The sequence below is a fragment of the Streptomyces sp. NPDC031265 genome, assembly GCF_055570295.1.
Genome location: NZ_JBVIHM010000001.1, coordinates 372905 through 390640 on the forward strand (window position 1 = coordinate 372905; position 17736 = coordinate 390640).

17 protein-coding genes are annotated in these 17736 nt (G+C 71.2%); 8 read left to right on the top strand and 9 right to left on the bottom strand.

Annotated elements, in window-relative coordinates; translation table 11 throughout:
• Nucleotides 1-146: 146 nt before the first annotated feature.
• The 3 genes from ACZ499_RS01770 to ACZ499_RS01780 form a co-directional block, all read right to left on the bottom strand.
• On the bottom strand, nt 147-1082 hold the full coding sequence (locus tag ACZ499_RS01770) for a Yip1 family protein (RefSeq protein WP_468671099.1): 936 nt from the start codon (nt 1080-1082) through the stop codon (nt 147-149).
• Nucleotides 1083-1208: 126 nt separating this feature from the next.
• On the bottom strand, nt 1209-2291 hold the full coding sequence (locus ACZ499_RS01775; protein ID WP_468671101.1) for an FG-GAP repeat domain-containing protein: 1083 nt from the start codon (nt 2289-2291) through the stop codon (nt 1209-1211).
• Between the two features lie 525 nt (nt 2292-2816).
• Nucleotides 2817-5090, bottom strand: a complete 2274-nt coding sequence (locus ACZ499_RS01780) for a (Fe-S)-binding protein (RefSeq protein ID WP_468407957.1) — start codon at nt 5088-5090, stop codon at nt 2817-2819.
• A gap of 267 nt (nt 5091-5357) precedes the next feature.
• Between ACZ499_RS01780 and ACZ499_RS01785 the strand changes: the two genes are divergently transcribed.
• From ACZ499_RS01785 to ACZ499_RS01810, 6 genes are all read left to right on the top strand, one after another.
• Nucleotides 5358-6386 carry an MraY family glycosyltransferase gene (locus ACZ499_RS01785; protein WP_468671106.1) on the top strand — a complete coding sequence of 343 codons (1029 nt, stop codon included), beginning with the start codon at nt 5358-5360 and terminating at the stop codon, nt 6384-6386.
• Nucleotides 6383-7168 (top strand): FkbM family methyltransferase, encoded by a 786-nt coding sequence (locus tag ACZ499_RS01790; protein WP_468671108.1) that lies wholly within the window; start codon nt 6383-6385, stop codon nt 7166-7168. The genes ACZ499_RS01785 and ACZ499_RS01790 overlap by 4 nt, the downstream gene beginning before the upstream one ends.
• Nucleotides 7169-7511: 343 nt before the next feature.
• A complete protein-coding gene (gene dnaK, locus ACZ499_RS01795; RefSeq protein ID WP_468407951.1) occupies nt 7512-9374 on the top strand; it encodes a molecular chaperone DnaK in 1863 nt (620 codons plus the stop codon).
• Nucleotides 9374-10015: a nucleotide exchange factor GrpE gene (gene grpE / locus ACZ499_RS01800; protein WP_468407949.1), complete on the top strand. Its 642-nt coding sequence runs from the start codon at nt 9374-9376 to the stop codon at nt 10013-10015. The genes dnaK and grpE overlap by 1 nt, the downstream gene beginning before the upstream one ends.
• 45 nt (nt 10016-10060) lie before the next feature.
• Nucleotides 10061-11248, top strand: coding sequence for a molecular chaperone DnaJ (dnaJ, locus tag ACZ499_RS01805; protein ID WP_468671111.1), 1188 nt, complete (start codon nt 10061-10063; stop codon nt 11246-11248).
• Nucleotide 11249: 1 nt separating this feature from the next.
• Nucleotides 11250-11711: a heat shock protein transcriptional repressor HspR gene (locus tag ACZ499_RS01810; RefSeq protein ID WP_385539149.1), complete on the top strand. Its 462-nt coding sequence runs from the start codon at nt 11250-11252 to the stop codon at nt 11709-11711.
• Nucleotides 11712-11856: 145 nt separating this feature from the next.
• Here the strand turns inward: ACZ499_RS01810 and ACZ499_RS01815 are convergent, their stop codons facing one another.
• Both ACZ499_RS01815 and ACZ499_RS01820 read right to left on the bottom strand, forming a co-directional pair.
• Complete coding sequence (locus ACZ499_RS01815; RefSeq protein ID WP_468671114.1) at nt 11857-12114, bottom strand: hypothetical protein; 258 nt, start codon at nt 12112-12114, stop codon at nt 11857-11859.
• A complete protein-coding gene (locus ACZ499_RS01820; RefSeq protein WP_385539175.1) occupies nt 12108-12254 on the bottom strand; it encodes a hypothetical protein in 147 nt (48 codons plus the stop codon). The genes ACZ499_RS01815 and ACZ499_RS01820 overlap by 7 nt, the downstream gene beginning before the upstream one ends.
• A gap of 86 nt (nt 12255-12340) precedes the next feature.
• Between ACZ499_RS01820 and ACZ499_RS01825 the strand changes: the two genes are divergently transcribed.
• Both ACZ499_RS01825 and ACZ499_RS01830 read left to right on the top strand, forming a co-directional pair.
• Complete coding sequence (locus ACZ499_RS01825) at nt 12341-12562, top strand: hypothetical protein (RefSeq protein WP_468671117.1); 222 nt, start codon at nt 12341-12343, stop codon at nt 12560-12562.
• A 146-nt stretch (nt 12563-12708) separates the two neighbouring features.
• Nucleotides 12709-13584 (top strand): sigma-70 family RNA polymerase sigma factor, encoded by an 876-nt coding sequence (locus ACZ499_RS01830; RefSeq protein WP_468672061.1) that lies wholly within the window; start codon nt 12709-12711, stop codon nt 13582-13584.
• 109 nt (nt 13585-13693) lie between these two features.
• Here the strand turns inward: ACZ499_RS01830 and ACZ499_RS01835 are convergent, their stop codons facing one another.
• The 4 genes from ACZ499_RS01835 to ACZ499_RS01850 all read right to left on the bottom strand — a co-directional run bounded on the left by ACZ499_RS01835 (nt 13694) and on the right by ACZ499_RS01850 (nt 17430).
• Entirely contained in the window at nt 13694-14920 is a 1227-nt protein-coding gene (locus ACZ499_RS01835) for a lactonase family protein (protein ID WP_468671119.1), read from the bottom strand.
• A 105-nt stretch (nt 14921-15025) separates the two neighbouring features.
• A complete protein-coding gene (locus tag ACZ499_RS01840) occupies nt 15026-16456 on the bottom strand; it encodes a vanadium-dependent haloperoxidase (RefSeq protein WP_468671121.1) in 1431 nt (476 codons plus the stop codon).
• Nucleotides 16457-16657: 201 nt separating this feature from the next.
• Nucleotides 16658-16843, bottom strand: a complete 186-nt coding sequence (locus ACZ499_RS01845; RefSeq protein WP_385821589.1) for a helix-turn-helix domain-containing protein — start codon at nt 16841-16843, stop codon at nt 16658-16660.
• A complete protein-coding gene (locus ACZ499_RS01850) occupies nt 16840-17430 on the bottom strand; it encodes a hypothetical protein (protein ID WP_468671123.1) in 591 nt (196 codons plus the stop codon). The genes ACZ499_RS01845 and ACZ499_RS01850 overlap by 4 nt, the downstream gene beginning before the upstream one ends.
• Between the last annotated feature and the right edge of the window lie 306 nt (nt 17431-17736).

Below are 17736 nucleotides of genomic sequence, written 5' to 3' on the forward strand. Positions count from 1 at the left end.
AGAAGAAAAAGGGGCCAAGACAACAGAGTACACACCACCAACCCCCCTCTCAGACTGGTCTCTGAAGGGGGGGGGGGGGGGGGGGGGGGGGGGGGGGGGCGGGCCCCCCTCCCCCCCCCCCCCCCCCCCCCCCCTCCCCGTACCCGCTAGATCGTGCCCAGCTTGATCAGGCTCAGCAGCGCCACCAGCTGGATCGCGCTCGCCCCCAGCGCCCTCGGCCAGGGCAGGTCGTGGGACTTGCTCACCATCGACGTGAACAGCGCGCCCGCCGCCAGCCAGGTCGCCCAGCCGATCACCTGGACCAGGCCGTTGTCACCGCCCAGGAACAGGGCGAGCAGCAGCCGGGGCGCGTCCGTGAGGGACATGATCAGCATGGAGAGGCCGACGGTCGGCTGCCAGGAGCCGTCGCCGCCGAGCTGGCGCGCCATCGTGTGCGTCACCGCGCCGAGGATCATGCCGCCGACGACGAAGACCACGCCGGTCATGAGGACCACCGGCACGGCCTTGCTGAGCGTCGTGTTGATGACCTCGGCGCGGGCCTTGTCGAAGCCGAAGATCGCCAGCAGGCCGTAGAGGAACGTGATGGTGAGCGCGGGGCCCCACACGGGGTAGTCGCGCATCTGCCAGAACGTCGGTCCCGGCCGCTTCACCATGCCGTTGAGCAGTTCCTTCCAGCGCAGCCGGGGGCCGGACGGCGGCGCCGTGGCGGCACCGGCGCGATAGGTCGCCCCCGAGCCGTACGGGTCCTCGCCGATGCTGAAGGCCTGGGTGTGGCCCGGGTTGTTGGCGTACGGGTCCTGGGCGGGCGCGTACCCCTGCGGCATGCCCTGGCCGTACGGCTGCTGGCCCTGGTCCTGGCCGTATCCGCCCTGGGGCTGCCCCTGGCCCTGGCCGTACGGGTCGCCGAAGTACTCCGGCTCGCCCTGCTGCGGGTACGGCTGCTGCTGCCCGTACCCGTACTGCTGCTGTGCGCGCTGCTGGGGGCCGGGCCACTGCTGTCCTTGGCCGTGTCCCTGTCCCTGCTGCGGTTGCCGTCGCGGGTTCCGGTCGTCCCGGCCGCGCCCCATCCTGAATCCTGCCACGCTTTCGAACGTACCTGTTCTGACGGGTCGCCAAGCCGGGGCGGCGGGAACAGGCCGTCTTTGCGGCTGAGCTGTGACATCCCCTAGGGGGACCCGGAGGGGTCGTCAGCGGGGGGTTGTACGGACTCAGCCCCAGCCCGCCGTCGTGAACCCGACCAGGGGTTTCGCCCGCACGCCCGCGCCCGCGCCCGCGTACACCGCCACCAGGTCCCGCGTCTCGCCCCGGTGGATGCGGACCGCCACATCGGGCACCTTGTCACCGGTGAAGTCCGCGATCTGGAGGACGTCCGTCACCGGGGCAGGGCCGCCGCCGGGGAGGCCGGTGGCGGGCAGCCTGGGCGGGCGCGCGGACGTGCCCGGGGCGTACGTATAGGTGCCGCCGGGCCGCACCGGGCCCCGCGGGCCGCCGAGGAGCAGCCGGGCCCGCGCGCCCGGCGCGTTCGACGTGCGCACCACCAGGTCGTCGTACCCGTCCCCGTTCGCGTCCGCCTTCGGCTCCGGCGCGGCCAGGACGGGGCCGCCCCCGGGCAGCGAGGCGCCCGCCGCGCGCGGGGCGCCGGTGCGGGCGAAGGGGCCGCGCAGGAAGCTGACGCGCCCGCCGGTCGCGGTGACCGCCAGGTCCGTGGCCCCGTCGCCGTCGAAGTCGCCGCAGACGGGGTGGTCGGGCCAGTCGTTGCCGTACCGGGCCCGCTCGGGGATGCCGAGGACCACCGCGCGGCCGGTGAGGCCGCCGGGGCCGCCGAAGAGGACCTGGAGGGGCACGGGCGGGCGCCCGATGCCGTCGTAGGGCGGGTCGGTCGTGACGATCAGATCGCCGAACCCGTCCCCGTCCAGGTCGCACGCAGCCTCGGCGTCGAACGTGGCGGGCGGCTTGCCGCCGACCGGGGCCGCGTTGCGGCGCGTGGTGAGGACCTGCCGGACGGCCGGGTCGGGGGCGCCGGCGGGGCCCGTGCCGTAGACGACCGCGATGCCCGCGTCGTCGCCGTAGCTGTCGCCCTTGGCCAGGTCGTTCACGACGAGGTCGCGGTGGCCGTCGCCGTTGAAGTCGTACGGGACGTGGCTGCCGGAGCCGTGCGGTACGGGCCGGGGCGCGCCTCCCGCTCCGGCGGCGGCCGTGGTGGCGTGGGGCACCGGGTGGTGGGCGGACGCGGAGTCGCACCCCGCCACGCCCCACAGGGCTGCGGCGACCACCGCAGCCACTCCTGCCACGGCTTTACGGGTACGCACCGGCCTCATCACGCGCCACAGGATGCCGCATCGTGGGCCAAGGGTTGAGCGCTGGGTAGCCGGACTGACGCATTGAGTGGCATTTTGGTTGAAAGTGGTGGTATTTACCCTTCCGCAGGCCAAGCACCAGTTGCCCGCTGCCTTGCCTACGCGCCACCCGGACATCCCACTCGTAACTTTCTTGGTGTCGCCGCCGCAAAGGGCCAGAGACACGGCAAAGCGACAACGAGACCGCCGAGTTAGGGGAAGCCACCGATATGCGCGCCACCCGTCGCACCATTCGTAGCGCCGCCATCGCCACCGGGGCCATCGCCGCCCTCGCCCTCCCGCGGTCGAGGGCAGGGGAGGGAAGAAGGCCGCCCCCACCACCGGGGGCAGCAGCGCTGGCGTACGAGTACGGGAAACGGCTGTGGCCGGTCCGCCTCGGGGGCAGGACCGGCCACAGCCGTTTGTGTTGTTCTTCGACTGCGGGCCGCCTCGGGCTGGTCGCGCAGTTCCCCGCGCCCCTTAAGGGGCGACCGCCTCCGGGGCCGTTTCCTCGTCCGTCACCGGGTCGGCCGGGGTCTTGACCGAGTCGAGCAGCAGCTGCGCCACGTCCACGACCTGGACCGACTCCTTCGCCTGGCCGTCGTTCTTCTTGCCGTTGACCGAGTCGGTCAGCATGACGAGGCAGAACGGGCAGGCCGTGGAGACGATGTCGGGGTTGAGGGAAAGCGCTTCGTCAACACGCTCGTTGTTGATGCGCTTGCCGATCCGCTCCTCCATCCACATCCGCGCGCCACCGGCGCCGCAGCAGAAGCCGCGCTCCTTGTGGCGGTGCATCTCCTGCTGGCGCAGGCCAGGGACGGCCGACATGATCTCGCGCGGGGGCGTGTAGACCTTGTTGTGGCGGCCCAGGTAGCACGGGTCGTGGTAGGTGATCAGGCCGTCCACCGGCGTCACCGGGACCAGCTTGCCCTCGTCGATGAGGTGCTGGAGCAGCTGGGTGTGGTGGATGACCTCGTACTCGCCGCCGAGCTGCGGGTACTCGTTGGCGATCGTGTTGAAGCAGTGCGGGCAGGTCGCGACGATCTTCTTGGAAGCCTTCGGCTTCTTCGTCGACTCGTCCACCTCGCCCTCCTCGTTGAGGGACTCGCCGAACGCCATGTTCAGCATGGCGACGTTCTCCTGGCCGAGCTGCTGGAACAGCGGCTCGTTGCCCAGGCGGCGCGGGGAGTCGCCGGTGCACTTCTCGTCGCCGCCCATGATGGCGAACTTGACGCCCGCCATGTGCAGGAGCTCCGCGAAGGCCTTGGTGGTCTTCTTGGCGCGGTCCTCAAGGGCGCCGGCGCAGCCGACCCAGTACAGGTAGTCGACCTCGGACAGGTCCTCGACGTCCTTGCCGACGATCGGGACCTCGAAGTCGACCTCCTTGGTCCACTCGACGCGCTGCTTCTTGGCGAGCCCCCAGGGGTTGCCCTTCTTCTCCAGGTTCTTGAGCATCGTGCCCGCCTCGGACGGGAACGCGGACTCGATCATCACCTGGTAGCGGCGCATGTCGACGATGTGGTCGATGTGCTCGATGTCGACCGGGCACTGCTCGACACAGGCGCCGCAGGTGGTGCAGGACCACAGCACGTCCGGGTCGATGACGCCGTTCTCCTCGACGGTGCCGATCAGCGGGCGCTCGGCCTCGGCGATGGCGGACGCCGGGACGTCCTTGAGGGCCTCCGCCGACGCCTTCTCGTTGCCCTCCATGTCCTTGCCGCCGCCCGCGAGCAGGTACGGCGCCTTGGCGTGCGCGTGGTCGCGCAGCGACATGATCAGGAGCTTGGGGGAGAGCGGCTTGCCGGTGTTCCAGGCGGGGCACTGCGACTGGCAGCGGCCGCACTCGGTGCAGGTGGAGAAGTCGAGGATGCCCTTCCAGGAGAAGTGCTCGATCTGGGAGACGCCGTAGACGTCGTCGTCGCCCGGGTCCTCGAAGTCGATCGGCTTGCCGCCGGAGGTCATCGGCTGGAGCGCGCCGAGGGCGACGTCGCCGTCGGCCTCGCGCTTGAACCAGATGTTGGGGAAGCCGAGGAAGCGGTGCCAGGCCACGCCCATGTCGGTCTTGAGGGAGACCGTGATCATCCAGATGAACGACGCCGCGATCTTGAGGCCAGCGACGGCGTAGGTGATGTTCTGGATCGCCGTCAGGCTCAGGCCCTTGAGGGCCAGGATCAGCGGGTACGAGGCGAAGAACCCGGGCTCGTAGCTGTCCACGTGGTGCTGGACGCCCTCCAGGGCGCGCAGCGTCATGATGCAGACGCCGACGATGAGGATGATCGTCTCGACGAAGTACGCCTGGCCGGTGTTGGAGCCCGCGAACCGGGACTTGCGGCCCGGCTTGTCGGCCTTGCTCAGCTGGCGGACGGTGATCAGCGTGAGGATGCCGAGCGTCGTCATCAGGCCGAGGAACTCGACGAAGATCTCGTACGGCAGCCAGTCGCCGATGACGGGGATCAGCCAGTCGGCCTGGAAGAGCTGGCCGATGGCGTTGACGATCGTCAGCAGCAGCGAGAAGAAGCCCACCGCCACGAACCAGTGCGCGACGCCGACGATGCCCCAGCGGTTCATCCGGGTGTGGCCGAGGAACTCCTTGACCAGCGTCACGGTGCGCTGGACGGGTTCGTCGGTCCGGGTGCCCGCGGGCACCGGCTGGCCGAGCCGTACGAACCGGTAGATCTGCCAGACGGCACGGCCGAACAGCGCTACGCCGACCGCGATTAGGACCAGCGACACAACGATCGCGGCGAGTTGCATGTGGGGGCTCCTCGGGCCTGCCAGGGATTACTAAGCAGTAACTTATCGAGCTCGTCTGAGCGTACCCATTTATCCGGCGGCACTGTAGCCGCGCACGCGGTGATCTGTGTCGCTCAGGTCGACCTCAGTGACCGGCGTCAGTACGGCGTCGGGGACCAGGATCGGGGACCCGCGTCGGGGACCAGTGTCGGACAGGGTTCGGCACTCTTGAAATGTCCATCGTGTTATTCAGCCCATACACGGACATAACAATCTAACTTGGTTCGCATGATCTCCGGGCTCACGGCTGCCGTCGCCGCCCTGTTCTGCACCGCCCTGCTGGCCGCAGTGGTCCGCGCGGCCGTCCTGCGCGTCGGGGCCCGGGGCCGGGGCTCGCGCGGCGCCCGCACCCCGCACCTGGGCGGGATCGCTGTCGCGGTGGGCACGCTCTCCGCCGTCGGGGCCGGGCCGGTGCTCGGGCTCGCCGCCCTCGGGGACGGTGTGGGGCCGCTGATCGGCGCCGCCGGGGCCGTGGGGCTGCTCGGCCTCGCCGGGGACCTGCGCCCGCTCGGGGCCCGGGTCAGGATCGGGGTGCAGACCGCCGCCGCCACCGTGGTGGTCGCCCTGGCGTCGGGGCTCTCGCCGGGCCCGGGCGCCCTCGCCGTGCTGTGGATCGTGCTCGTCACCAACGCCTTCAGCCTGCTGGACGCCTCCGACGGGGCGATGGGGACGGTGGCCGGGGTGACCGCGCTCGGGCTCGCCGTCTGCGCCATCGCGGACGCGCTGCCGGGGCTGGCCCTGCTGCTCAGCGTTCTGGCCGCCTCGCTCACCGGGTTCCTGCTGCACAACTGGCACCCCGCGCGGATCGTGCTCGGCCACTGCGGCTCGCTCTTCACCGGGTTCCTGCTCGCGTCCGCCACCGTGCTCGTCCACACCGAGGCCGGCCCGGCCCGGGCCGCCGCCTCGCTGTTCGCCCTGACCGCCGTGGTCCTGGCCGACGCGGTCCTGGTCCTGGTGTCGCGGCGGCGCGCCGGGCGGCCGCTGGCCGAGGGCGCGGCCGACCACATCGCGCACCGGCTGCGCCGCAGCGGGCTGACCGTGCAGGGCGCGGCGGTCGTCCTCGGGCTCGCCGCGCTCGCCGGGACGGTCACCGCGCTGCTCGTCCACGACGGCCGCCTCGCCCCGCCCGCCGTGCTGCCGCTGGCCCTGGGCGCGGCGGTCGCGGTGGTGCTGCTGCTGAAGGTGCCGGTCTACGGCGACGAGGCGCTGCGTACCGAACCCGCCCCCGGGGCGGCCCACGAAGGAGCACCGGCGTGAGCATCGACTTCAAGGACCTCACCCGCACCGCCCTGCGACGCCTCCCCCGCCCCCTCGGCGCGCCTCGCCCTCCGGCCATGGACGACGAGTCGCGCCTGGTCCGGCTGCTGCGGCGGTACGAGATCGACCTCGTCCTCGACGTCGGCGCGCACTCCGGCGCGTACGGCACCATGCTGCGCCGCTGCGGCTACGAGGGCCGGATCGTCTCGTTCGAGCCGCTGCGCGAGCCCCGCGCCGAGCTGCGGCTGCGGGCCGCCGAGGACCCGTACTGGTCGGTCCTGCCGTACGCGCTCGCGGACCGCGCCGGCCCGCTCACCCTGAACATCGCGGGCGACGCGGGCCTGAGCAGCTCGGCGCTGCCCATGCTGCCCCGCCATCGCGTCGCCGCGCCGCACGCCGAGTACACCGGCACGCGCAGCGTCGAGGCGCACCGGCTCGACGGGCTGTGGGAAGGCGTCACCGCGCCCGGCGAGCGGGTCTTCGTACGGCTCGCGGTGCAGGGGTACGAGCACCGGGTGCTGCGGGGCGCGGGGGCGTACGCCGACGAGATCGTCGGAATCCAGGCGGGGGCCGCGCTGGTCCCGCTGTACGAGGGCGGGGCGGGCTTCGACGATCTGCTGGCCCACGCGCGCGAGGGGCTGGGGCTCTCGCTGATGTCGGTGCGACCCGCGCTCGCGGATCCGGCGGACGGGCGGCTGCTCCAGTGCGAGGTGGTGCTGCTGCGGGACGACGCCCCCGACCCGGTCGAACAGGTCCCTGCGCAGGTGGCGCACGGCGATTGACGCGTTCTCGGCTGCGGCCCGGCGGGGGCTGATCGCGCAGTCCCCGCGCCCCTGAAGGCGCCCCTTCGGGGCGATGGCAGGCTGGGCACGCACGCTGCCGCGGCTCTGAAAGCGCCCTGCGGGGCGATCGCCGACGGATGCCGGATGGCCCCCGCAGGGGCGCACTGAAGGGGCGCGGGGAACTGCGCGACCAGCCCTCCCACCCACCCGCAGCCGAAGGCCCGCGCGCATAAGCCGCACATAAAAGTTGAGCCTGGTCGACTCAGCTCTGTTGACCGCTCGGGGCGAGTCGTGCATCCTTGAGTCAGTTCCACTCAAGATGTCAGTTGCTGGAGGAATCGAAATGGCACGTGCGGTCGGCATCGACCTGGGCACGACTAACTCCGTCGTCAGCGTTCTCGAAGGCGGCGAGCCCACCGTCATCACCAACGCCGAAGGCGCCAGGACCACGCCGTCCGTCGTCGCCTTCGCCAAGAACGGCGAGGTTCTCGTCGGTGAGGTCGCCAAGCGGCAGGCCGTCACCAACGTCGACCGGACCATCCGCTCGGTCAAGCGCCACATGGGCACCGACTGGAAGATCGACCTCGACGGCAAGACCTTCAACCCGCAGCAGATGAGCGCCTTCATCCTGCAGAAGCTGAAGCGCGACGCCGAGGCGTACCTGGGCGAGAAGGTGACCGACGCGGTCATCACCGTCCCGGCGTACTTCAACGACTCCGAGCGTCAGGCGACGAAGGAGGCCGGTGAGATCGCGGGCCTCAACGTCCTGCGTATCGTCAACGAGCCGACCGCGGCCGCCCTGGCGTACGGGCTCGACAAGGACGACCAGACCATCCTCGTCTTCGACCTCGGCGGCGGCACCTTCGACGTGTCGCTCCTGGAGATCGGTGACGGCGTCGTCGAGGTGAAGGCCACCAACGGTGACAACCACCTCGGTGGTGACGACTGGGACCAGCGCGTCGTCGACTACCTGGTGAAGCAGTTCCACTCCGGCCACGGCGTGGACCTCTCCAAGGACAAGATGGCGCTCCAGCGCCTGCGCGAGGCCGCCGAGAAGGCGAAGATCGAGCTGTCCTCGTCCACCGAGACCTCGATCAACCTGCCGTACATCACGGCCTCGGCCGAGGGCCCGCTGCACCTGGACGAGAAGCTGACGCGCGCTCAGTTCCAGCAGCTGACCGCCGACCTCCTTGAGCGCTGCAAGCACCCGTTCCACAACGTCATCAAGGACGCGGGCATCCAGCTCTCCGAGATCGACCACGTCGTTCTCGTCGGTGGCTCCACCCGTATGCCGGCCGTCGCCGAGCTCGTGCGCGAGCTGACCGGCGGCAAGGACGCCAACAAGGGCGTCAACCCGGACGAGGTCGTCGCCATCGGCGCCGCCCTGCAGGCCGGTGTCCTCAAGGGTGAGGTCAAGGACGTCCTGCTCCTCGACGTGACCCCGCTGTCCCTCGGCATCGAGACCAAGGGAGGGATCATGACGAAGCTCATCGAGCGCAACACCACGATCCCGACCAAGCGTTCCGAGATCTTCACGACGGCCGAGGACAACCAGCCGTCCGTGCAGATCCAGGTCTACCAGGGCGAGCGCGAGATCGCGGCGTACAACAAGAAGCTCGGCATGTTCGAGCTGACGGGTCTGCCGCCGGCCCCGCGCGGAGTCCCGCAGATCGAGGTCGCCTTCGACATCGACGCCAACGGCATCATGCACGTGACCGCGAAGGACCTGGGCACGGGCAAGGAGCAGAAGATGACCGTCACCGGCGGCTCCTCGCTGCCGAAGGACGAGGTCAACCGCATGCGCGAGGAGGCCGAGCAGTACGCGGAGGAGGACCACCGCCGCCGCGAGGCCGCCGAGTCCCGCAACCAGGGCGAGCAGCTCGTCTACCAGACCGAGAAGTTCCTCAAGGACAACGAGGACAAGGTCCCGGGCGAGGTCAAGACCGAGGTCGAGACCGCCGTCACCGAGCTGAAGGACAAGCTCAAGGGCGAGGACACCGCGGAGATCCGCACCGCGACCGAGAAGCTCGCGGCCGTCTCCCAGAAGCTCGGCCAGGCGATGTACGCGGACGCCCAGGCCGCGCAGGGTGCCGCCGGCGCCGAGGGCGCTGCCGGTGACGGTGCGCACAAGGCCGAGGACGACGTCGTCGACGCCGAGATCGTCGACGACGAGAAGCCGGGAGACGCGAAGGGCGGCGCGGCCTGATGTCTGAGGAGACCCCGGGCTTCGAGGAGAAGCCCGACGTCCCCTCCGGCACACAGGAAGACGCCGAGCCGAAGGCCGCCGACTCCTCCGAGGAGGGGAAGGCGGCCCCGGCCGGGGACGCAGCCAAGGAGATCGCTCTGACGGCACAGCTGGACCAGGCCCAGACGGCGCTCGGTGAGCGCACGGCGGACCTTCAGCGCCTTCAGGCCGAGTACCAGAACTACCGCCGCCGCGTGGAGCGGGACCGCGTCACGGTCAAGGAGATCGCCGTCGCCGGCCTCCTGACCGAGCTGCTGCCCGTGCTCGACGACATCGGCCGGGCCCGTGAGCACGGCGAACTGACCGGCGGCTTCAAGTCGGTGGCCGAGTCGCTGGAGACGGTCGCCGCGAAGATGGGCCTGCAGCAGTTCGGCAAGGAGGGCGAGCCCTTCGACCCGATGGTCCACGAGGCCCTGATGCACTCCTACGCGCCGGACGTCACCGAGACGACGTGCGTCGCGATCCTCCAGCCCGGGTACCGGATCGGCGAGCGTACGATCCGCCCCGCGCGGGTCGCCGTCGCCGAGCCCCAGCCGGGCGCGGCGAAGGAGGGCAAGGAAGGCAAGGCCGACGAGGAGAGCGGTGGCCCGGACAAGGGCTGACGCAGCGGTCATGGATGAAGTGACAGTCCGGAAGGAGGGACGTCGATGAGCACGAAGGACTTCGTCGAGAAGGACTACTACAAGGTCCTCGGCGTCCCCAAGGACGCCACCGAGGCCGAGATCAAGAAGGCGTACCGCAAGCTCGCCCGGGAGTACCATCCGGACGCCAACAAGGGCGACGCCAAGGCGGAGGAGCGCTTCAAGGAGATCTCCGAGGCCAACGACATCCTCGGTGACCCGAAGAAGCGCAAGGAGTACGACGAGGCGCGCGCCCTCTTCGGCAACGGCGGCTTCCGGGCCGGTCCCGGCGCCGGCGGCGGCAGCTTCAACTTCGACCTGGGCGACCTCTTCGGGGGCGCCCAGGGCGGGGCTCCCGGCGGTGGTGGTGGCGGCTTCGGCGGCGGCCTGGGCGATGTGTTCGGCGGCCTCTTCAACCGGGGCGGCGCGGGCACCGGCACCCGGGCCCAGCCGCGCCGCGGCCAGGACCTGGAGTCCGAGGTGACGCTCAGCTTCACCGAGGCGGTCGACGGGGCCACGGTCCCGATCCGGCTCTCCAGCCAGGCCCCCTGCAAGGCCTGTTCGGGCACCGGCGACAGAAACGGTACGCCTCGGGTGTGCCCGACGTGCGTCGGCACCGGCCAGGTCTCGCGCGGCACCGGCGGCGGCTTCTCGCTCACCGACCCGTGCGTGGACTGCAAGGGCCGGGGCCTGATCGCCCAGGACCCCTGCGACGTCTGCAAGGGCAGCGGGCGCGCCAAGTCGTCCCGGACCATGCAGGTCCGGATCCCGGCGGGCGTCTTCGACGGCCAGCGGATCCGGCTGCGCGGCAAGGGCGCGGCGGGCGAGCGCGGGGGACCCGCGGGCGACCTCTATGTGGTCGTCCACGTCGACGGCCACCCGGTGTTCGGCCGCAAGGACGACAACCTCACGGTCAGTGTGCCCGTCACCTTCGTGGAGGCGGCGCTCGGCGGCGAGGTGAAGGTGCCCACCCTCGGCGGGCCCCCGGTCACCCTGAAGCTCCCCGCGGGCACGCCCAACGGCCGTACGATGCGGGCCCGGGGCAAGGGCGCGGTCCGCAAGGACGGCTCGCGAGGCGACCTCCTGGTCACCGTCGACGTCGTGGTCCCCACGGACCTCGACGACAAGGCGCGCGAGGCCCTGGAGGCGTACCGCGAGGCGACTGCGGATCACGATCCGAGGGAAGAACTGTTCCAGGCCGCGAAGGGAGCATGAGATGGACGGCCGACGACGTCGCTTTGAAATGTCACAGCCGTACGAACTGACCGACGAATCGCCGGTGTACGTCATCTCGGTCGCCGCTCAGCTCTCCGGTCTGCATCCGCAGACCCTCCGGCAGTACGACCGCCTCGGCCTGGTCTCGCCCGACCGCACGGCCGGGCGCGGCCGGCGCTACTCGGCCCGCGACATCGACCTGCTCCGTACGGTGCAGCAGTTGTCGCAGGACGAGGGCATCAACCTGGCCGGCATCAAGCGCATCATCGAGCTGGAGAACCAGGTGGCCGCGCTCCAGCAGCGCGTCGCCGAGCTCTCGACGGCGGTGGACGGGGCGGCGGCCGCGATGCGGCAGCGCGAGGCCCAGGTCCACGCGTCGTACCGGCGCGATCTCGTGCCGTACCAGGATGTGCAGCAGACCAGCGCCCTGGTGGTGTGGCGGCCCAAGCGGCCGCAGGAGTAGCACACGCGCGAAAGGGCCCGCAGCCCCTCACGGGGGCCGCGGGCCCTTTCGTATGCCGTCAGTCCTTCGTGGCCCCCGCCAGATACAGCAGGTCGGCCAGGACGGCGTCGTACAGCTACTCAAGTCACGGGTGTACATGGGGTGTTCAGTGCCCCGAGCCCTGCCAGATGCTCACCGCGAGGGCGGCGCAGGAGGTCAGGGCGGCGATCGCGGGCAGCGGCCAGCGGGCGCGTTCCAGGGCGTCCAGGCGGCCGTCGTGCTCGCCGAGGGTCTTGTCGGTCTGGTCGGCGCGCTGGAGCAGCAGCGCCAGGTCGCCCCGGGTGGTGGCGAATCCGACGTCCACCGCGCGCCGCAGCCGTTCGAGCTCGATCGCGACCCCTTCGGCCTGGCCGCTGCTCACCATGACGGCTCCTTCGGTAGATGGCGGATCAGGACCGCGAGGCGGCGGGACGAGAGCCGGCCGCGGTGCCAGTCCAGGAGGTCCACGCCGTAGTGGCGCAGCAGCGCGGCTTCGAGCGCCTCGGCGTTGTCGTCCACGTACACGCCGAGGCGCAGCCTTCCCCCAGGCCGAGCCCGGTGTCCCGGCCCCAGGACGCGAGGGCCGCCTCGACGTCGTGCGGCGAGGGGCGGTGTCGGCGCAGCCGCGCGGACTGCGCCTCGCCCAGGAGGAGTTCGAGCGAGGCGCCGAGGTCGTCGCCGCCGAGGGCGCGCAGCCTTCGGGCGGTCTCGCGGGTGAACTCCCGGGGCAGCTCGAAGACCTCGCCGCCCAGCTCGAAGGCCCAGGCGCGGCCGAGCGCTTCCAGACGCTGGGCGAGGGCCGCGTCGACCCGGGTGACACCGGGTGCGGGTGATGCGGGTGGTACGGCCATGGGGCCTCCATCAAATGTCCTGATCTGTAAGGCGGTTGGGAGTCGAATCGGCGTACCCGTGAGGCGGGACAGCCGATACAGTCGGTGTCACCTCTTCGGGTGAGGCAGGGGAAGAAGTGACCGTGAACGTGGACGAGGACGAACGGCTGGCAGAGCGGTTCGAGGCCAACCGGACCCACTTGCGGGCCGTCGCCTACCGGATACTCGGCAACCTCAACGAGGCGGACGACGCCGTCCAGGAGGCGTGGCTGAGGCTCAGCCGCACCGACGCGGGCTGCGTGAAGAACCTCGGCGGCTGGCTCACCACCGTCGTGGGACGGGTGTGCCTGGACATGCTGCGCTCGCGCGACTCACGGCGCGAGCTGCTGTACGACGAGCCCGTGCCGGTCCACCCGCGCGGGCACGAGGAGCCGGGCGACCCCGAGCACGAGGTGCTGCTCGTGGACTCGGTGGGCCTGGCGATGCTGGTCGTCCTGAACACGCTGGCGCCCGCCGAGCGGATCGCCTTCGTGCTGCACGACATGTTCATGGTGCCGTTCGACGAGATAGCCTCGGTGGTGGGGCGCTCCACGGTGGCCACCCGGCAGCTGGCGAGCCGTGCGCGGCGCCGGGTGCAGGAGTCGGCGCCGGTGCCGGACGCGGATCTGGCCCGCCAGCGGGAGATCGTGGACGCCTTCTTCGCCGCCTCGCGCGCGGGCGACTTCGACGCGCTGCTCGCACTGCTCGACCCCGATGTGGTGGTGCGGGCCGACCGCGCGACCGTGGAGGTCGGCGCGATGGGCGAGGTGCGCGGGGCACTGGCGGTGGCCGGCACGTTCAACGGGCGCGCCCAGACCGCCCAACTGGCTCTGGTGGACGGTGCGGTGGGCGCCGTGTGGGCGCCTGGCGGCGAGCTCAGGGTCGTCATCGGGTTCACGCTGGCGGACGGCAGGATCACCGGGATCACGCTCCGGGCCGACCCGGACCGGCTGCGCCGCCTGGACCTGGCGGTCCTGGCGGTCTGAGCGGTTTCCTACGCGGCTCAAGGACGGGGACGAAGGCGGTCCACGGCCGGCGTTCGCGGGACGGCCGTGGACCACCGGGTCTTAGTCAGTGTTCAGCAAGGGGTACGGGTCAGAAGGCGACGATCCCCTCCGATCCGGGGGCCAGACCGCCCGCGCTCGGCGCCAGGACGCCGGGGCTGGTGACCCTCGGCGGGTCGTCGGCGACGCCGAAGCCCTTGAGTGTGGTCAGACCGGCGTTGGCCTCGATCCGGTAGGCGCTGATGGACATCTTGTCGCAGTACGGCGTCCCCTCGACGTAGGTGGGCAGCCGCGGGTCCGCGACCTTCTCGTCGATCCCGGCGGTCAGCACGTACAGGTACAGGCCGTCGTTGGTGATGGCCATGTCCTGGGTCGCGTGCGAGTTGCGGGTGACGGCGAGGTGGCCGTCCGCCGGGAAGAGGCTGATCGCGCCCTGCTCGTCGATGCGGAAGCCGCCGATCGAACCGCTCTGGGCGTTCGCCACGTAGACGACGCTCGGGTCCAGGGTGCTGTTCGCCGTCCAGCAGGTGGTGAGTTCGGTGGTGGTCACCGAGCCGCTGATCACCTGGAGGGTGCCGTCGCGGTTGACCCGGTAGGTGGACATGGAGCCGAAGAAGCCGGGGGCGCCGATGATCTCGGCCACCATCAGCACGTCGCCGTGGAAGGTGGCGGTGAAGGGGGCGAGGCCGTTGGACTGGTTGCGCACCGGCTCGCCCGCGCGGCCGTACGCGTCGACGGGGAAGACGTCGATGACGTTCGTCTGCCGCTCGGTGACGATCAGCTGGGTGCCGTCGGGCGTGAACTGGATCTGCGACGGCCCCGCCGCCGCGCCGCCGATCAGGGACCTGTGGGAGCCGTCGACCGGGGTGAGCGAGCCGTCGTCACCGACGTGGAAGCCGGAGATCGAGCCGTCGGTGGCGTTGACGGCGTACAGGAGGTTGCCGTGCACGGTCAGGCTGACCGGGCGGACGCCGCCGGTGGCGACCCGGCTGACCAGCCGCAGCCGCTCGCCCTCGATGGCGAGGGAGGAGACCTCGTTGCTGCCCGAGTCGACGCCGAACAGGAACCTCTGGTCCTCGCCGGCGATCAGCGAGCCCTGCGAGACCAGCGGGTCGGAGGTGTCCTCCAGGTCGTAGCTGCGGCCGACGCCGAGGCCGCCGGTCGGGTAGGTGCCCTTGCGGGTCAGGTTGCCGTAGACGTCACGGGCGAAGACCGTCACCGAGTTGCCGGTCTCCTGGTTGCTCATGACGTAGACGAAGCCGCCGCGCCCGGCCGGGGGCGGGTTGTCGCCGGGGTGGCCGGATCCGAGCTCGGTCACCGCATCAGCGCTCTCGTTTGATTGCACAGTGATGTCCCTTTCCGTGCCGGGTTTCCTGGAATGCGGCCTGCGGCCGCGGGTCAGCAGATTCATCGCCGGGGCGGGCTAAGCCGCGGGACCGGCCGCGCGCGAGGCCCGCAGGCCGTGCGTGGCGATGTCGTTCGCGATGTCGAGTCCGAGCCGGACACCGCCGATGTTCAGATTCAGATCCATGTCGCCGGAGGCGTTGGGGACCCAGCCGTCGTAGTTCCAGTGCACGCCGAGGAATACCCGGCTGAGGCTGTTCTCCCTGATCATTTCCCAGAGCCCGCCGGGGAATGTACGGGCCACTCGGGTCCGGGCTGTCCCCTTGGGGTCGGTGCTGGCGCCGTTGAGTTCGTCGGAGACGAATTCCAGACCGTCGGCCAGATTGTCGGGGCCGTAATTCCCCTGGTGGTAGAAGTGCCGCACCGACTGGAAGGCGGCCGCCCCGAAGGTGGCGTGGCCCGAGGGGTACGACGGGAAGTTCGGCGTCCGGTTGACCTTGCCGCCGGGGTTGTTGGTGTTGGGCGCGCCCAGCGGCAGCCACTCGGGGTCGGCGTCCGTGCTCAGGGCCGCCGTGCCGGTGCCGGCCGGGCCCGAAGAGGTGTCGTGCTCGCGGATGCCGACGACCGGGCGCCACAGGTCGTAGTGGTACTTGTCGAACCAGGCCAGGATGCCCGCGTCGGCCATGGCCGTGTTGAGCAGGGCGAACAGCCGGGCGTTCTTGGCGGTGTCGTTGTGCTGGGCCTCGGCGACCTTGCGGACGATCTGGTTGTAGAAGCGGGGCGGCGTGCCCAGGCCGACGACCCCGTCGTACGCCCAGAACATGCCCGCGGTGGTCTCCTGCTGGGTGCGGCGGCTCGCCCGCAGGTCCTCCGGCAGTGCGCCCATCAGATGTGTCGCGATGCCCTTGGCGCGCACCTGGCGCAGCCCCGCCCGGTACTTCGGGGTGCCCGGCTGCGGCGGGGCGTCCAGGTGGTGGCGGGTGGTCGCCGCGAACAGGTGGGAGCGGGCGCCGTAGAACGCGGCGTACGCGCCCTGGCCCGGGTCGACCGGGTCGGGCCGGTGGTGCAGCCGGTCGACCGAGTAGACGTAGCCGTCGTCGCCGAGGCCGGGGTCGTTCCTGCGCAGAGACTGGAGTACGCCGGCGACCCGCAGGCCGAAGGTGTGGCCGTCGCCGGTGCCCTGGCCGGAGGGAAGCCCGGCCGCCCGGTGCTGGGCGTTGAAGTAGTCCTTCTGGGTGGGGTAGAGAGCGCTGAGCGTGGCGTGCGCGGCGGCGGCTATGGCCGCGTCGGAGGAGGCCCCGACCGGGGCCTGGGGCAGCGAGCCGCCCAGGTAGCAGTCGTGGCCGGGGTGGATGCCGAAGTAGGCGTCGTGCATGGCGAGATGGGTCATCGCCAGCGCCCGGGAGGCGCCGCACGGGCCCCGGGTGCCGGCCTCGGCGGGGGCGCCCGTGGTGTGGGTCGTGCGGTCGGCTTCCAGGGCGACCGCGTTCCAGAACAGGATCTGATCCACTGGTGGGTTTCCTTTCCAACACGAAGCGGCAGACCCGTCGCCCCGGATGTGGGCGCGGATCTGCCGCTGCGACAAGTGTGATCCGAGGTCGCGAATTCCGCAACCAGACTTTCTCCAGGGACATTTGGTGACAGTGCGGCGGCATGGGAAAGGGCCCCACCCGGATACGGGTGAGGCCATGGGGAGATGGTGAAAGGATCCCTATGCGATCTCGTCGCGATGTACGGAACGCTCCGCCGCGAATACGTCCTCAAGCCGGTAGAGCAGCCTGCGTCCCTGGCGGCCCGCAGATTTCAGATGTCCCAGCTGGACCCATTTGCGAATCGTCGCGGGCGATACGGCGACTTCGGCGGCGGCGAGGTCGCCCGAGACCAGACATGTGCTCACGAAGCCTCCCCCTGGGCCGCATCCTCTTGGGCCGCGTCCCCCGAGGCCGTCTCCAGCACATGGCGGCAGACGGGGTTCACACAGAGCACGGCGCCGCGCTCCGGGAAGATGCGCAGCGACACCGAGTCGCACGCGGGGCAGCGCCCGTCGAGCCGGATCATCTGCTCCGGGTCCCCGAGCTCGCGGGCGCAGCGCCGGGCCATGCGCCGGGTCTCCTCCGTCAGGTGCTCGGCGAGGTCGGGCAACTCCCTCACGCGGTCAAGGAGTCCGGCGATGCGGCGCAGCCGGGTCACCACCGGGGCCGGGGCCGCCGGGCGCAGGCCGAGCCGTTCCCGTACCGCCTCCTCCAGCTCGACCACGCCGTCGGTGATGTCCCGTACGGCGTCGGAGATGTGCAGCCGGATCGGGGCGGTGGTGGAGCGCGCGGCCCCGCCGCCGGGCCGTTCGCGCAGGCCCGTGGGGGACGGGGCCAGCTCGGCGAGGAGGTCGGGGAACCGGCGGCACAGCGACTCCAGCCACACCGCACCGGCGTCCGCGCCCGCGTCCGTACCTTCGGCCTTTACCGTGCCCGCGCCCTCGGTCCTCATCGCCCCGCCTGCCGGGAGGCGAGCGCCTTGGTCCGTTTGACCTCGCGGCCGTTGCGCCAGAGCCGTCCGCCGCTCACCCCGTCGAAGAAGGTGTGCGCGGGGTCGACGACCACCTCGCACTGCCTGCGGATGGGACACTGGTTGCATGCTCGCAATACCGGTTCCGCTTCGGAGGGAACGCGGGCGAATACGGAGCGTTGTGGAAGGTTTACGCAGGCGGCGGCCCTGCGCCAGTCGAGGTCGTCCGCCGATCGGGATAAGTCCGAGGTCAAGGGCGTCTTTGGAGCGGTCATGTGTGCGGGCACG

Excerpts from the sequence above, each read along its gene's own strand:
- ACZ499_RS01815 (WP_468671114.1), bottom strand. The coding sequence starts at position 12,114 with ATGGTGAGCAGCGGCCAGGCCGAAGGGGTCGCGATCGAGCTCGAACGG.
- dnaJ (WP_468671111.1), top strand. The coding sequence starts at position 10,061 with ATGAGCACGAAGGACTTCGTCGAGAAGGACTACTACAAGGTCCTCGGC.
- ACZ499_RS01810 (WP_385539149.1), top strand. The coding sequence starts at position 11,250 with ATGGACGGCCGACGACGTCGCTTTGAAATGTCACAGCCGTACGAACTG.
- ACZ499_RS01850 (WP_468671123.1), bottom strand. The coding sequence starts at position 17,430 with ATGAGGACCGAGGGCGCGGGCACGGTAAAGGCCGAAGGTACGGACGCG.
- ACZ499_RS01785 (WP_468671106.1), top strand. The coding sequence starts at position 5,358 with ATGATCTCCGGGCTCACGGCTGCCGTCGCCGCCCTGTTCTGCACCGCC.
- ACZ499_RS01780 (WP_468407957.1), bottom strand. The coding sequence starts at position 5,090 with ATGCAACTCGCCGCGATCGTTGTGTCGCTGGTCCTAATCGCGGTCGGC.
- grpE (WP_468407949.1), top strand. The coding sequence starts at position 9,374 with ATGTCTGAGGAGACCCCGGGCTTCGAGGAGAAGCCCGACGTCCCCTCC.
- dnaK (WP_468407951.1), top strand. The coding sequence starts at position 7,512 with ATGGCACGTGCGGTCGGCATCGACCTGGGCACGACTAACTCCGTCGTC.